Raw genomic sequence first — 15,253 nt, forward strand, 5'->3', positions numbered from 1 at the left:
TGCAGGACTACGAAACGAGACTTACCCACTCCGACAAAGAAACCGGGTTTTTTAGTGTTTTGGCGGGCTGTAACCTTTGTATTTTGGCAAAAAACCAAGGTGATGACCTAGGAGTGGGTGCAGGACTACGACAGAAATGCCCAAGGGGAAAGTATACTTTTTGGCTGAGCCCCGACTTGGTAAAGTAATGTTAAGCTGCATGGGGATGGAATCAACGTTTATAGTGTCGCACCTGTCTTTTCGCCCATGTCTTCAGAGAGCAAATTGCTGATTTCGCGCTGTTTCCTGGCTGGTTTGGGAACGCAGATGTTTGTGCACCACCAGCACCGGATTCCCCGAGAGAGTCCGGTGCTGGTGGTGAGCAATCACCGCAGTTTCTTAGATCCTGTGGTGCTGACGGCGGCTTTGGATCGATCGATCCGGTTTGCGTGTCATCATTACATGGGTCAAGTTCCGGTGATTCGGGAAATTGTCACGACTTTCGGGGCTTTTCCGTTAGAAGCACCGGAGCACAGACAGCAGCATTTTTTCTCTCAAGCCACGGCGCTGCTGCAAACTGGGGAGATGGTGGGGGTGTTTCCTGAGGGTGCAGAACCGATGGTGAACTTTACTCAACCGAATACTATGGGGAAGTTTCAGCGGGGATTTGCTCATTTGGCTTTGCGGGCGCCGGTGCGGGATTTGGCGGTGTTGCCGGTGGCGATTGCTTCGATGCAAGAACTGTCGGTACCATCGGGTTTACCGCTGAAGTTGTTGAGTTTGTTCGATCCTTCCGAACCTTTGTTCGATCGGGCGGGGTGGCATCCTGTGATAGTTTATCAGCGAGTTAATGTTTTAATCGGCCGCCCTTACTGGATTACAGTCGATAGACAGCAGCAGTATCGAGGCAAAAAAGCCAAAGCAGTTGTGGCTGAACTTACAGAACACTGTCAGGGAGAAATTGCACAATTACTCGATCGAGGGTGTTTGTAAAGAAGGAAGAAGGAAGAAGGAAGAAGGAAGAAGGAAGAGGGAAGAAGGAAGAAGGAAGAAGGAAGAAGGAAGAGGGAAGAAGGAATTCGTCAAGCGTGAAGAAATTTTAGATTTGGGCTTGCATTTTTCTAATGTCGCAGTCCTCGCCTGATTCTCAGTCGCTTTCCGGTTCAAGGTTCCCGATTCGTCTGATGTCTTAATTGATTGCTCTGGCTCTCTGATTATCCCGTTTTCTTTGCAGCAATCGCAGACTTATAGAGTTCATACAATTTAATTTCTGATTTTAATCATGCCAACTGCTAACAACAAGGTTCGTTTTCTCAGCCCGAAACCGCCGAAGGCCGATCGCCCTTTATTTGTATTTCTGCCCGGTATGGACGGGGGAGGTTTGCTGCTGCGATCGCAAATTCCTAAATTAGCTCCGCATTTCGACATTCGCTGCTTAGCTATACCGGCCGACGACATGGCTAGCTGGGAGGTACTGGTTAAGGAAACAATTGCCTTAATTGAAGCAGAAAAGCAAGCCGGAAAGCCGAAGCGGCCGGTTTATCTGTGCGGCGAGTCATTTGGGGGCTGTTTAGCGATGAAAACTGTTTTAGAAGCTCCTCAATTGTGCGATCGACTAATTTTAGTTAATCCTGCTTCTTCATTCCGACAGCAGCCTTGGGTGCAGTGGGGTTCTCACCTGACTCAGTGGCTGCCGGCGAACCTTTATCCGCTGTCGGTAATCGGTCTGTTGCCGATATTAGCATCATTAGGAAAGATTGGGCGCGACGATCGGCGAGCTTTGCTAGAAGCGATGCAAGCGGTACCGCAAAACACGTCTGTGTGGAGATTGGCCTTAGTGCGATCGTTCAATGTGGATGAAAATCAGTTGCGCGGCATCAAACAGCCGACCTTAGTAATTGCTAGCGGTGCCGATCGGCTGCTGCCTTCTATGGCAGAAGGGAAGCTTTTAGTCAAGGTAATTCCCAATGCTGAAATGGTGATGCTGGCTAACAGCGGTCATGCTTGTTTGTTAGAAACAGATGTTAACCTTTACGAGATTATGCAAGCTCGCAATTTTTTGACAAAATCCGAAGAAAATCGGTCATTAGTCAGCAGTCAATAGTCAATAGTCATTGGGCATTGGGCGGAGCGAAGCGGAGGGATTGGGCATTGGGCATCTCCGAAAAACAATCTTATCGGCATCAGCAATTAGCAATTAAGTAGATGAGTGGGAAAATACATAAGTATGTCATAGCTGCATGAAACGAAGTGAAACGAAGCAATCGCAATGGTTCTGGCAGCTTTACATTCCGTTACATAGCGAGGTTTCTTTGCGCCTACCTACTTAATACCTCTTGGATGTCGATGGTCAGGAACTGCAATAATAGCTTCAATTAAGTTCATTAGCGATACACCGAGTTAGGATAGTATTTGCGATCGGGTCTGACCCGATCGCAAATACTATGATACATTTAAGTAGATGAGTGGGAAAATACATAAGTATGTCATTGTTCGTTAAACGTCGCAATTGCTTACGGTTCTAGCAGCTTTACATTCGGTTACACAGCAAGGTTTATTTGCGCCTACCTACTTATCCTCTGACAATAAATCCACCCTGCTTTACTACTCGTGAAACATACTTAGTCTGGTCAGATTCTGACTTTTTCAAGCCTATGCCTTTAGATGTGCGCTTCCTGACGTAATTCTTTATTCCTGCGTCGCACGTACACGAACAGATCGACTAAACTCAGGCCTATTTCTTTGCATATTTATTACCCTTGCCGGATATATACCCATTCTTTTGGATATACATTGTTCTTTAGCGCTAGCCTGTAAATCTTCTATTTTTACGTCTATTCCGCCTTCCCTGTCGGTGATATAAAGCAATTTTAGGTTACCCACTAAGTTATCAGTTGTCTGGAAGCAAAGCGTTGTATTCCTCATATCTTTTGGCCTTACGTCCAATGTCTCTTGAGGACCGAGAGTCTTCTCTCCTAATAAAATCGTTTCTGCTAAGGCTGTACCAACGAAACCAAAAGAGATGCCAACGGCAGCAATTAAAACCGCTGGTAGTTTTTTGACAATACTCATACGACAATACCTCGTTTGTTGAAATTTACGTTGATTAGTAGTTTTTTCTTCCCACTACTTTATTAGACGTTTCCCCACCCCAATTTGGTAATTTTTCGAGTTACAAGCATTATTTTCTCCCCAAAAATCCACCCTCAACTCCTAGAACCCTTCCCCTTCTTACCCTTCAACCGCAGCAAACTCTTCTCAACCTCCCCGCGAGCCGGATACAACAACTGCTGACTCAAAGCACTTTCATAAGCCTGTACCGCTCCCAACCGATCCTTCAACCCCACCAAGGCTCTCCCTAACCAGTAGTCAGCCATAGCCCCGTTAAACGCTCTCAATTCCTGACATCCCTCACCGGCAACTTTCCACCATCGCTGACTCGCCCCAACATCCCCCAGCACCTGGTAACTCTCCGCCAGCCACAGCGCCACCGGCACGAATTGCAGAGAAATTCCGGCTGGTAACAATTTCCATCCTTTCTCCAACGCCTCCACCGCTTGTTGATGTTTAAGAGCCAAAGCCAACACCCGCCCATGACGAAACCAAGCATCAGCTAACTGCGGCTGAAGTTTCGTCGCCTGAACAGAAACTTTACATCCTCGTTCAATCTCTTTGAAATGTTCCACCAACACCCGCCCCGCAGTCGCCCACACACTCCAACGTTGAGGAAATCGTTTCAGCATCTGTTCTACCACAAAACGCAATTCTTCCCAGCGTTTGGCAGCCGGTAAAATTTCACACAATGCCTGATAAATTGCACAATCATCGGGATACAGTTGATAAGCATTCGCCATCATCTGTGCTGCTTTTTGATATTCTCCCGTGTCGTATAAGCACTGGCCATAGTAATACCAACCATAAGGATGATTGGGGTGTTGGGCGGTAAACTCTGCTAACACCTCCACACCTTGCCGCCAATCGCCTCGGAAGATGTGATAATAGCCCAGAGAATTGTGAGCCTCAGCCCCATGAGGAGTTTGTAGCAGTAAAGAGGTAATCATCTTTTTCGTCAGTTTCCCTTCTTTACCAGAAACTAATCTCATCTGAAGACGTTGCTCAATTTGTCGTTGCAGTACCCTAAAATCATTGGGAAATAGAGCTATAAGCTTGCTCAACTGCTCTGTTGCTGCGCTCATCTCCCCCACCGCCAGATTCGCATCATGGCTGTAAATCAACGCCACAACATCATCTGGGTTGATTGCCAAAATTTGCTCCACAGCACTGAGCACGCCAAGATGATTTTCTATCTGCTGATGCACCTGTGCCAAAGCCAGCCGGTGAACAACTTTTTCAGGTTCTAAATGAGTTGCTAAATTAAAGGCAATAATTGCTTGGTCACTCTCCCCCCGACAAACTGCAATCAATCCCTTGATATGATGCTGAGTCGCTTCGTTTTCGGAACACGACAAGGCTTTTTCATAGACTTCTATTGCCTCTTTTTCTCGTTTCATTAGCTGCCATAGTTTCCCTAGTTGCAGCCGCACACCCATTAATTGCGGTTGTCGCTCAATCACTTGATGATATTCGGCAACCGCTTGTTGCCAGTCTCCCATCTGGTAAAGCAAATTAGCTAGTTCTAACCTTTTTTTCCATCCTTGGGGATATTTCTGAACATACTTACTTAAACTGCTCAATTTCTGCTTTTGTCTAGTTGGCTTTTCTTCTAAGAACAGGTGAACATTCATCTCCAGCCCAGAGGATTGGCAGAACTGCACCAATGATGTGGCAAAGTGTCCAGACATAATTTAGACGGGCTATAGATCAATACGGTTCAGTTAAAACTGTTTATTCCTCGGAGATCCCCCTCGCATCCCCGAGTAGGGGGCAAGAATTCGGGGGGATCGGGCTTAACTGAACCGTATTCCGTATTGGGCTATAGATAAGGGGAAATAGAAGAATTTACGTCGATCAGATTATGCCTTAGTTACTCAAACTGAACAAGCTAAAAAAGATTAATTATTATCAAGGAAAATCAATGTGAACACGTCAATCAATGGCTCTCTCGTAAACAAAAAGCGATATCTACGACGGGCGTTGCCTACGCACTCCGAAAAAAAAGCGATCGCGCCCTTCGTCGAGTGGGCCAGATCGCTTTTTTTTCAAGTTTTTGAACACTGAAATGGAGCAGCACTAAATTGGTAATTTTATTGCTTCTCTAAATATATTGTTTAGCTCATGGTACTTTTCTTGCTTCATCAAATATATTGTTTAGCTCATCGGAGTCCTTACGGTTGGCAGATTCCCCTGTATCGTCTGCCCAAACTGTTAGCATTCTAAAACATAGCTTAACTGATAACGCTTTTTGAGTGTTGCAGTAATCAAATAATCTTTTCTTCCTGTCTGCTGGATTCTTCCATATCTCGTCAAATGCTTTGAACGTGTCATATCCCCCAGGTACTCTACTCAGCATATCCCTGAACTGACCAGCAATTAAATAAGTATCTGGTGTTAAATTTAACTGCCTAGATGGAATACTTTCCACAGGAACTTTCACAGTGTCTGACTGAAACTTTTCAGAGGTAATCGAGTTGGTAGCAGCAAAACTGCTTATGGATGTAGATGACCACAGCAGACTTGCCACGAGTGCGATCTGGATTTTGCGGGATGTACTCATTTTTTGTTAAGAAAGATGTAACTAATACATGGACTCTAAGCGGTTTTCTCTGACCGCTTATTTATTAGACGTTTTCCAAACCCATTTTGGGAATTTTTCGAGTTACAGGCAAATTTTCTCTCCAAAAATCTCCCCTCAACCCCTAAAACCCTTGCTCCTCTTACCGTTGAGCCGCTGCAATATCGTCTCAACTTCCCCACAGGCGGGATAAACGGCTGACTCAACGCACTTTCATCTCCAGACTGGAAGAGTAGTAGAGATGTAGGAATGATGGGGTAAAGTTTCCAGACATAGTACGGTGACTTGATAGCTAATTTCTTCATCCTGGCTTTTTGGGGGAATTAGTGATTCCCAATTGCATTGGGGTTGAGACTTTTCTGGCCAAGGAATTACCAATTTTAAGGCGGGCGAGGAAGAATTTAGAGGAGTATCATCTTCACCGGCCAGATATTTGGTTAAATGCCTTTGCAGAATTCGGCAGGCTTTGCTCACGCATTTGCGGACGTTTTCTTCAGAGCATAGAAAGAGCTTGGCAATATCTTGATAAGATTTATTTTGGTAGTGGTATAAGATAAAAGTCTCGCGGAGTCTGGGAGGCAAGGAGTCAATTTTGTGGTAGATATATGCCTGCAATTCCAGGTCTATAAGATTAGGTTCAGTAAATCCTAAGTTAGAATAAAGTGCTGGATAATCTTCAAGTTTAATCTCGTCTATGTTTTTAATTATTAGTGCATCTCGTTTGCGTTTTCGATGCAAATCCATGCAGAAGTTATGGACAATTTGAGTTAACCAAGCTTTAGGACATTTAATTTTACTTCCATAGTTTTGCCATTCTGTCCAGGCTTTAAGCATTGCCTGACTCAATACTTCTTCGGCATCAATTGGGTTTGAGTTCATCCACTTGAGACAGCAAGGGGAAAGATAATCTTGATGCGCCTGCCATTCTTGCCAAAAAATTGTATTTTTATCTTCAGTTTCATCCCACAGGATTGATGGAGCCACTGATTGAGAAGATGACCTGATTTTCTGAGTTCTATGGCTATTGCTTTCCATTTACATTTACAGCAGATTCCACATTTATGAAGTACACCCGCCTATCGTGAGCTTCCCCGTAGGGATATTCCAAGAGCCCATAGGTGTCAACAATCGCCTGAAAGCCTTGATTAATCTCGTTTTTACCCCTGTCCAGATCCCCCTAAATCCCCCTTAAGAAGGGGAGTAGGGGTTGACTTTGAGTAAGTTATTGTCCCCCCTCTTCACTCCCCCCTTGGGGGGGGCGGGGGGGTTGGGGGGCTAGGGGGCTCTAGATTTAATAGTCAAACAGCATTCTGTGACTGAGTTTGACGTTAAGTTGACACGGCTTTGGGCATTGCCCTGTCCCTAAAATTCACCAACCTGGAATACGCTGTATTTCAGCTTACACGGCTCCTCCTTTTCTTATCCCGAACTCCGGTTAATTAAGATTGAGCCATTTTTGAGCGTTAAGCCGCTGGACTACGCCAAACACCATGAGGTCTAGAGTAACCTTGCGCTCGTCTATCAAAAAAGGCTCTAAAGTGCTGGTTTTGGTATTATTTTCAGCGCAGGAAAAGGCTCTTTGACTTTGAATATTTTCTTGAGGAAAATACAAGTTAAATTGGCGCTGACCTTCTTGGAATTTACCAATTACCTGCCAGCAATCGCCGGCGGAACTCATCCCAGCAACGGGGAGTTTTTGCTTGGCCAAACTCACCTCTAAATCCTTAACACCCTGCTTAGTCAAAGCAGTTTGCAAGGCGGGCAAATAATCTTGTTGAATAAATTCGGCAAAGGGCTTGTCTTCAACAGCAGGTGCTTTTTCCTTTTTTGCTTTAGCTGGGGGCTTATCGCCTTCAGCGGCCTTGGCTGCGGGCTTTTTAGCAGCGGCTTGAGGCTTGTCAGTGCTGGGAAAGTCGGTTGTCTCGGGCGTGTCGGAACTCGGGGCGTGCTCGATCGACGCACTGGGAGTTTCGGATTCGCCAGCGGTAGGATTTTTCGGTTCTTCTGACATTAACGCTTCCTGTTAAAAGTGTTCGGTAAGGAGTTATGAGTTGAGCTGCGGGCGATCGACTTTCTCGATCGCACACACATTTTATCGAAAACCCACCTTAAAGAATTGCTCCTTCAATAAAAATTGAACTCAAAACACTCGCTTGGGGGCGATCGGCCCGCAAACATCACAACTCCTGCGGTTATTTTAAATCTCAGCGACAGCTCGTTCAATCAAACGGCGGGCGAGAGTTTGAACGCCGGTGTGTTCGTAGTAATTGGTAGTCATGTCGAGGAAAGCGCCCACGTAGTCCACCTTATCGGCGGAAATATCCACAAAATTCTGCAAGTGGCCTAGTACGTTTTGGGGAGTCAAACCTCGATCGCTCACAAAAGAGCTCATCCAGCCGGAAACCGAGTTAAAGCTTTCGCCGATAAAGCCTAGTTGGCCAGCCGGAGATCCGCCTGGAATCATGCCGCCGATCGACTTAAACGCCTGATTATCTTGCAAATCTTGGGGGGAGAGCTTTTGAATCCAGGACTGAGTAGCCATGATAAAGTCTGGGCCCAGGGGAATCAAACCGTCGAAACAAACCAAAGCAGCCATCCGCATCAGGGATTCGCCGCCGTAGTCGCCGAGAGATGCGGCAAAATCGCCGATGCTGTCGCCGGGAATGCCGTTAATTTGGCAAAAAGCGAGCAACTCGGTGACTAATTTCAAAGAAAGGTCGATCGTTTGAGCTTTTTCGGGCTTGGGGGTGAGATTCCCCAGCACGGACAAAAACGGGACATTTTGGGCGACTTTGTTGGCGAGGGCTGCGGTACCGAGGGCGCTAGAGGCACTGTCGATGGTTTGGTAGAGCCAGAGAGCGCGCTGGTAGCCCTCTGATTTATCGTTGTAGAGGTAGATGGCGCGATCGCCAATTTGCTGGATCAAATCTTCGTCTGTTTCGCCAGTAACGGTGCGAATGGTATTTTCAAAGCCAACTAAATTGTTCCACTCGCCGGGAACTACAAAGTCAAGAGCTCGTAAGGCTTTGACAGTCATGTTGTCTTTAGGCAGTGTATCGACTAATTCAAAGACTGTTTTGCTCACAAAAAACTCCTTATGGTTGAACGGGAATCAAAGGTATTACTTTTGGCAGATGGCAAAAACTTCACAATCTCATTGTGGCAGACGCAAGTTGTGATAGCGCCAGACCCGAGTCGGGCGCAAAGTTTGACAAGAGACACTGCTACTTGACGCGGGCGAGGCCGCCGAGGTTAAATTTTGAGAGCCAAGCTTCGCGATCGCTAGCGGTAAAAGAGGGATTGCGGGATTGAACTTTCACCTGATAGCGATTTCCCACTAAAACAGCAGTGATGTTAGCACCCTGATTAATGGCGGGATAGCCGCCAATTTGCTTGGTACTTTGCTGGAATTTTGTACCTGCTGAGGGGTTGCCGGCGATGTCGCTAATCGAGAGCACCGCGACATTTTTACCGTCTTTGTTCAGCTTAGCTTCAGCAAAACCGGATTTTTCTTGAGCGAAGACGCGATCGAATCCGCCGCCAGACGACGGGAAGTATTTATTTAACTTGCCGCCTGCAACTGCCTTCTTGGGCAGGTTTTGATTACTAGCAGTTGATTTGTCAGCAGTTGTCTGCTTGGCTTTAGCAGGTTTTTGGGTGCTTTCCTCCTGGGCTTTGTCCCAGCGAGAGGGGGGCTGATTCTGACCGCAGGAAGTCACGAGCAGCAGTACCGAGATCAGGAATGGAGCTAAGATTCGGCGTGCGGGGGGAAATTGCATCGCTGTCTCCTCATGAGTAGGTTTCCGATCGCAATTATGGCTCAGGATTTCGCAATTTGTCTTGTCCGATCGGGTGATTTGTGCCTGCGGTAAAAAAATATGAGTAAAAAAATCCTCTGCCGTGCGGGCAGAGGATTTTTTGCGATCGCGAATTCAGATGGAAGAAGACAGAAGGATTGCTCCACACAGTCGAGTCTGGGGGTTGGGGTAAAGAAACCAAATTTCCTAATTACCAGCAATCTCAAAACAATTTTTTCTGATTTTCCCTAGATTTATGAGAGAGGTTTCAGAGCAGTTGTCTGTCAGTCTTCCAACTTAGGTCTTGCTCTGCGCGTAAAGCTCAGGCGTCGCTTTCAATGTAGATAAACAACAAACCCATTACCACAACCGGCATCAGCCATGTAATAACCGGAATCAAAATCCAAGGCAAGAAAGAAGCAGCGTAGGAACCTGTCATATCAAATTCTCCAAACTAAAGTTAGTGCATTCCAACAGGGATATGTGAGAGTGGAGTCTAATTGTTGACTAAACCCCGGAAAATGGCATCGATGCCCTTAAAGTTTTCGAGTAAGAAGTAGGCAACAAAGACGCCGCCCATCCCGCCAATGAAGAAACCAGCGGTAAACTGGCTCCACCCTTCAGCATTTCTGAGGGCATCGGGGGTCATGGGATTAGCGCTCGGGTAGCTGGTATTGTCTTGTTTGAAAGAGACCCAACCGTAAGCAGACATCCCTAGTGTGCCGAGCAGAACTAAGACGAGGGCTGTATATAATCCGCCGAGATTAGCTGCTTCTGGATAATCCCGCAGGGGTCCGAAGACGATTTGGGGGCCGACAAGGAAATAGCCGTGTGCCAAGCCAATTTCCAGACCTCGAACTAGGGGCGAGAGTCCTTTGCGGTAGGCGGGCAGGTTGCCGATGAATGCTTTTGTGAAATCAGAAGCACTGATGGGGGTGGCTAGATGACCCGTGAAGGGGTCGCCGTTAAAGGGTTTAATAAGCTCTGCATCTCTGGGATCGGCCATATTCTGTTTGTCCTCGCAGTTTAAAAAGTTGAGGCGTTCAAGTCATATTTTACGCAGGGACGTGTTTCCTATTTACATAATTAACGGCGAGCTTTAGAAAAGTTCACTATTCTTTAGTTTTTGGAAGAATTTTTCTTTTGCCTCTTATACCAGAAAGCGAGTCGATCGGGCGACACTCCCAGGAAATAAGCGATGATTACTATTTGATTGATGGCGGTGGTTTTGAGTACCCCAAGCTGCTGCCAGCGGCGGGCGGATGTGAGGACTGGCTGGGGTACTATGGCGATGCGGCCTTGTTTTTTCAACCGGCGCACAAATTCAAAGTCTTCCATAACGGGCAAGTCGGGAAAACCGCCGATTTTGTCAAAGGTAGCTGAATAGAGGAAAATGGCTTGGTCGCCGTAGGGCATTTGCAGAAAGTTCGATCGCCAGTTTACCCCTATTTCTACCAGCCGCAGACTGTGCCCGCGGGCGTCAATCTTAAGTTCAAAGGCCCCCCCTACGGCGGACGGCTTAGCTAGTGCCAGACGCGCGCTAGAGTCGTAGCCTGGAGGCAAAAGAGTGTCTGCGTGGAGAAACAGCAGGATATCTCCAGTAGCCCAGGTCGCACCTGCATTCATTTGGGCAGCGCGGCCTGGGGCGGTGGAGATAACTCGGACGCCCAAAGATTTTGCTAGATCTGCGGTACAGTCGCTGCTGCCGCCGTCGGCGACAATTATTTCCACATTTTGGGCATTTCGGGCAGTGGAGATGACTGAGGCAATTGTAGGTGCTTCGTTTAAGACTGGAATGATAATGGAGATTTTGAGATTGGGATTTTCTGGCGGCATACAGAATTAAGCACCGCTTGAGAGAGAGAGCGGGTTTTGTAGAAAGCTTATCTGTTATTTCAACACGTAGCGACAGTTTCATGGCCCCGGTATGGGGGATAGAAACCCGGTTTCTCTGAGTTTTGCGACGAGGAACGAGAAATAGAAGGAAGAAACCGGGTTTCTGAGGTCGTGAGTGCGATCGCCCCGAAGAGCGTTTTGAGGTCTTAGTCTGAAACCCTTTATTTTCACCAATGCCGATAGTCTGCCTCGCAAGCATTACTTGCTTTTATCAGCTCGCCCTCAAACCCTGATTCTACGATCGGAAATCAAAAACCTTCCGAAGCGTCATTCTTTGGCGGCTAATTGAACTGCTAATTTTTGGCTTTTTCTCGCGCTTGCGACTATTGTCGCAAGCGCTGTCTAACCGCTGCATTTGGTTAGACAAATACAATTACTATATTATGACGTTGTGGTTTCACAATCAAGTGTTTTTTATCAAAAATAGATGATAACTACTAATGAATTAACTCGTTTAAATATAGTTTAGTTATTTCAGAATATTAATATCTAAACCGAGCAAGTCCTCCGGTAGATCGATATCTGCAAGAGTGGGAAGATAAGCAATATTGAGGTTGAGGTTTTGGGCGATCGCCCGCACAGAAGCAAATACTTCACTGGTTCCCCAGTTAATCCCGCGAAACAATTCCGGTATCGATCGCCGCAGCCCGATCAGATAATAACCTCCGTCTTTTGCCGGGCCCAAAACTAAATCGTGCTGGCTCAGTTTGTCAAAAGCTTGTGCCATGATTTCTGCTGTCAGATCGGGACAATCAGTCCCGATAATTGCAGCTTTGTCAACCCCTGAATTAAAAGATTGTTGAAACGCTGCTGTCATTCTTGCGCCCAAATCGCCGTCTATTTGATTTTGATAAATAATATCTGTTCCCAACCACTCTTGCATCAGTTCCTGGCTGCCGCCTGTGTGGTGAATTTCAACTGATAATCGGCCCGCTTTTTGGAGAGAGAGAGCGCGGGCGATCGTCCTTTGGGCCATCAAGCGGTGAAGGTTGGCAGCGCCTGCTTTTCCCAGCACGGGAATTAGTCGAGTTTTGGTTGTTCCCGCTTGAGGATAGCGAGTGAAAACAATCAGTTTTTCTGGAATCATTTATCGCTCCTGATTTTTAAAGGAATGAACCGCTTTCATTAGACGAGCAATGGCATAATTTTTTGATTGATAGAGCGACCGCAGATCGAAGGCAGATGCAACCGACGATGAACGCAGATGCCTTTCAAGATATTTTTAGAGTTTTGCAATTGCTCGTCTATTGCAGGGGAAGAGAAGACAAAGAGTGCAGAACTGATGCACGGATTGCTGATGAATGTTGGTGGTTGGGCGCGGCGGTTTAAGATTTGTTTATTGGTGACTTAAGTTAATCGCCGCGCCCAACCCACCCTACAATATGTTAACTGACATTTAGTGATTGGCTGTTAGCTCATTTCTAGCATCCGCTGGATCGGTTGCAAGGCTGCTATTTGCAGGTCTTGGGACATAGTAATTTCGGGGGTTTGATTTTTCAGGGCTAGATACAATTTTTCCAAAGTATTTAATCTCATGTGCGGGCATTCGTTGCAAGCACAAGTATTATTGTTGCCAGGAGCGGGAATGAAGCGTTTGTGAGGTGTTTGCTTTTGCATTTGGTGAATGATTCCCGGTTCAGTCGCGACAATAAAAGCTTGGCGGGAGCTGGATTGAGAATATTTGAGCAAAGCGGTGGTGGAGCCGATGTAATTGGCGTGGCGAAGTACGGGAGGTTCGCATTCTGGGTGGGCGATTATTTCGGCTTCGGGATTTTCGATTTTGAGTTGAACTATCTTTTTTTCTGAGAAGTTTTCGTGGACGATGCAGGCTCCTTGCCAGATTTCCATGTGTCTGCCGCTTTGTTCCATGACGTAGCGACCGAGATTGCGATCGGGCCCAAAAATTATCGGCTTGTCTTTGGGAATTTGATTGACAATTTTGACGGCGTTGGAGCTGGTACAAATTATGTCGCTCATTGCCTTAATTTGGGCGGTACAGTTAATGTAGGAAATTACTAAATGCTGTGGGCGATCGGCTTTGAAAGCTGCAAAGGCTTCGGGAGGGCAACTGTCGGCGAGCGAGCAACCTGCATTTAAGTCTGGCAATAATACTAATTTGTCGGGATTGAGAATTTTGGCGGTTTCTGCCATGAAATGAACTCCGGCAAAAACTATGACCGAAGCCTTGGTGTTGGCGGCTTTGCGGGCAAGTTCGAGGGAGTCGCCAATGAAGTCTGCGATGTCTTGAATCTCGGAGTCTTGGTAATAGTGGGCGAGAATGACGGCGTTTAACTCTTGTTTGAGGGCGTTAATTGCTGCAAACAAGTCGTCGGGCAGTCTGGTTTGGGTCAAGTTTTGAGCAGGTGCGGTGGTAAACACAGTTAGAATATTCCGGGAAAGGTGGCGGCTGGACTCAAGTGTATTTTGAATTATAGTTGAATTCACCAAAAACGGCGGGCAGTTGGGTGGAACCAATCTAAAATCTAAAATTGGCTGGGGGAGAGTGCAAAAATGGGTCGCTGTTTCTTATGCTGATAAGAGGGGGCTAGGGATCGATCGCGCATGACTAATCAAATGAATCAGACTAAATCTATCAAAATTGCGGTGGTGGGGGACGTTCACGATCAGTGGGAACCGGAAGACGGCGAAGCCCTGAAGCATCTGGGCGTTGATTTGGTGCTGTTTGTGGGGGATTTTGGGAATGAGTCGATAGAGGTGGTGCGGGCGATCGCATCTTTGGACATTCCGAAAGCAGCAGTGTTTGGGAACCACGACGCTTGGTACACGGCGACGGAGTGGGGCCGCAGTCAGTGTCCGTACGATCGCACTCAAGAGAATCGGGTCAAACAGCAGTTAGATTTAATGGGAGAAGCCCACGTCGGTTACGGGAAACGGGATTTTCCCGAATTGGACATAACTGTGGTGGGAAGCCGCCCGTTTACTTGGGGGGGCTCGGAGTGGAAGTACAACGATTTTTACTCGGAGTGGTTTGGGGTAGAGAGTTTTGAGGAGTCGGCGAGGCGCATTGCTCTTGCTGCTGCGGATGCTCCCTGCGAAAATGTGATTTTTTTGGGTCACACGGGCCCGACGGGGCTGGGAGAGGCTCCTGAAGACCCCTGCGGGCGTGATTGGAAGCCGCTGGGAGGGGATTGGGGCGACCCGGATTTTGCGCAGGCGATCGATCGAACTCGCGCTTCTGGTAAGCGGATACCTCTGGTAACTTTTGGTCATATGCACCACAAACTGCGGCACACAAAGCACGAGTTGCGGAAGTCGCTGGTGAGTGCGGGGGGTACGGTGTATTTGAATGCGGCGAGCGTACCGCGCATTGTGGAGAGAGAGTGCTCGAAAATGCGGAATTTCTCGATCGTCCTGCTAGAAAATGGAGCAGTGTCGGAAGTATCTTTGGTTTGGCTGGGCGAGGAATTCGCGGTGGAAAGAGAACAAATTCTTTACCGACAGACTGAATCTGCAACTGCTTGTAGTTAGAGCCAAGTGCTGGTATGATAAAGTTGATGCGCCCGGAGAGGTGGCAGAGTGGTCGAATGCGCTCGACTTGAAATCGAGAGAAGCACGAAAATGTTTCCGTGGGTTCAAATCCCACCCTCTCCGTATCCCTTGTTTGACAAGAGGTTCGCGAATTAACAAGTTCTTCTGTGTTGACACATATACCAACTTGGTATATAAGGTGGTATATATACCAAGTTGGTATATGTGTCGTTTTAGTCGCCGTGCTAGCTTAGTTGGAGAGCATTATTTATTTCGGTCTAGCGACACCACACAGTATCTGCACGTGACCCCAGGGGGCGTAGATTTTCGTTACCCTTGTCAATCGCCTCTTTCCACCACAGTTCACCGTACCCGTCCCGCACGGCGTCGCCGTAGGGCA

16 protein-coding genes and 1 tRNA gene are annotated in these 15,253 nt (G+C 47.1%); 5 read left to right on the top strand and 12 right to left on the bottom strand.

Annotated features, from left to right (window positions below; all coding sequences use genetic code 11):
• Window positions 1-246: 246 nt before the first annotated feature.
• Both QUB63_RS27330 and QUB63_RS27335 read left to right on the top strand, forming a co-directional pair.
• On the top strand, window positions 247-972 hold the full coding sequence (locus tag QUB63_RS27330; protein ID WP_332948506.1) for a lysophospholipid acyltransferase family protein: 726 nt from the start codon (window positions 247-249) through the stop codon (window positions 970-972).
• A gap of 289 nt (window positions 973-1,261) precedes the next feature.
• Window positions 1,262-2,083, top strand: a complete 822-nt coding sequence (locus QUB63_RS27335; protein WP_332948507.1) for an alpha/beta fold hydrolase — start codon at window positions 1,262-1,264, stop codon at window positions 2,081-2,083.
• 584 nt (window positions 2,084-2,667) lie between these two features.
• On the opposite strand, the gene QUB63_RS27340 is transcribed toward QUB63_RS27335, so the two are convergent.
• The 11 genes from QUB63_RS27340 to QUB63_RS27390 all read right to left on the bottom strand — a co-directional run bounded on the left by QUB63_RS27340 (window position 2,668) and on the right by QUB63_RS27390 (window position 12,451).
• The gene (locus QUB63_RS27340; protein ID WP_332948508.1) at window positions 2,668-3,051 is read right to left on the bottom strand and encodes a hypothetical protein; all 384 of its coding nucleotides are present in this window, start codon (window positions 3,049-3,051) and stop codon (window positions 2,668-2,670) included.
• A 134-nt stretch (window positions 3,052-3,185) separates the two neighbouring features.
• Window positions 3,186-4,781, bottom strand: coding sequence for a tetratricopeptide repeat protein (locus QUB63_RS27345; protein ID WP_332948509.1), 1,596 nt, complete (start codon window positions 4,779-4,781; stop codon window positions 3,186-3,188).
• Between the two features lie 431 nt (window positions 4,782-5,212).
• Window positions 5,213-5,620, bottom strand: a complete 408-nt coding sequence (locus tag QUB63_RS27350) for a hypothetical protein (RefSeq protein ID WP_332948510.1) — start codon at window positions 5,618-5,620, stop codon at window positions 5,213-5,215.
• A 264-nt stretch (window positions 5,621-5,884) separates the two neighbouring features.
• Window positions 5,885-6,655 carry an RNA polymerase sigma factor gene (locus QUB63_RS27355; protein ID WP_332948511.1) on the bottom strand — a complete coding sequence of 257 codons (771 nt, stop codon included), beginning with the start codon at window positions 6,653-6,655 and terminating at the stop codon, window positions 5,885-5,887.
• A 451-nt stretch (window positions 6,656-7,106) separates the two neighbouring features.
• Window positions 7,107-7,682 carry a DUF2996 domain-containing protein gene (locus QUB63_RS27360; protein ID WP_332948512.1) on the bottom strand — a complete coding sequence of 192 codons (576 nt, stop codon included), beginning with the start codon at window positions 7,680-7,682 and terminating at the stop codon, window positions 7,107-7,109.
• Window positions 7,683-7,868: 186 nt separating this feature from the next.
• On the bottom strand, window positions 7,869-8,756 hold the full coding sequence (locus QUB63_RS27365; protein ID WP_332948513.1) for a hypothetical protein: 888 nt from the start codon (window positions 8,754-8,756) through the stop codon (window positions 7,869-7,871).
• Window positions 8,757-8,895: 139 nt separating this feature from the next.
• A complete protein-coding gene (locus QUB63_RS27370; RefSeq protein WP_332948514.1) occupies window positions 8,896-9,450 on the bottom strand; it encodes a hypothetical protein in 555 nt (184 codons plus the stop codon).
• 340 nt (window positions 9,451-9,790) lie between these two features.
• Complete coding sequence (locus QUB63_RS27375; RefSeq protein ID WP_015174678.1) at window positions 9,791-9,907, bottom strand: photosystem I reaction center subunit VIII; 117 nt, start codon at window positions 9,905-9,907, stop codon at window positions 9,791-9,793.
• Between the two features lie 57 nt (window positions 9,908-9,964).
• The gene (locus tag QUB63_RS27380) at window positions 9,965-10,474 is read right to left on the bottom strand and encodes a photosystem I reaction center protein subunit XI (RefSeq protein WP_332948515.1); all 510 of its coding nucleotides are present in this window, start codon (window positions 10,472-10,474) and stop codon (window positions 9,965-9,967) included.
• Window positions 10,475-10,587: 113 nt separating this feature from the next.
• On the bottom strand, window positions 10,588-11,304 hold the full coding sequence (locus QUB63_RS27385) for a TIGR04283 family arsenosugar biosynthesis glycosyltransferase (protein WP_332948516.1): 717 nt from the start codon (window positions 11,302-11,304) through the stop codon (window positions 10,588-10,590).
• A gap of 529 nt (window positions 11,305-11,833) precedes the next feature.
• Window positions 11,834-12,451, bottom strand: a complete 618-nt coding sequence (locus QUB63_RS27390) for a TIGR04282 family arsenosugar biosynthesis glycosyltransferase (protein WP_332948517.1) — start codon at window positions 12,449-12,451, stop codon at window positions 11,834-11,836.
• Window positions 12,452-12,558: 107 nt separating this feature from the next.
• Here QUB63_RS27390 and QUB63_RS27395 point away from each other — a divergent pair, with 107 nt between their 5' ends.
• Entirely contained in the window at window positions 12,559-12,693 is a 135-nt protein-coding gene (locus QUB63_RS27395; protein ID WP_332948518.1) for a hypothetical protein, read from the top strand.
• 81 nt (window positions 12,694-12,774) lie between these two features.
• Here the strand turns inward: QUB63_RS27395 and nadA are convergent, their stop codons facing one another.
• A complete protein-coding gene (gene nadA, locus QUB63_RS27400; protein ID WP_332948522.1) occupies window positions 12,775-13,743 on the bottom strand; it encodes a quinolinate synthase NadA in 969 nt (322 codons plus the stop codon).
• Between the two features lie 183 nt (window positions 13,744-13,926).
• Here nadA and QUB63_RS27405 point away from each other — a divergent pair, with 183 nt between their 5' ends.
• Both QUB63_RS27405 and QUB63_RS27410 read left to right on the top strand, forming a co-directional pair.
• Entirely contained in the window at window positions 13,927-14,853 is a 927-nt protein-coding gene (locus tag QUB63_RS27405; protein WP_332948519.1) for a TIGR04168 family protein, read from the top strand.
• Window positions 14,854-14,887: 34 nt separating this feature from the next.
• Window positions 14,888-14,976: transfer RNA gene (locus QUB63_RS27410), tRNA-Ser, on the top strand.
• Window positions 14,977-15,253: the final 277 nt, after the last annotated feature.

This window comes from Microcoleus sp. ARI1-B5, from assembly GCF_036705795.1.
GTDB lineage: Bacteria > Cyanobacteriota > Cyanobacteriia > Cyanobacteriales > Microcoleaceae > Microcoleus.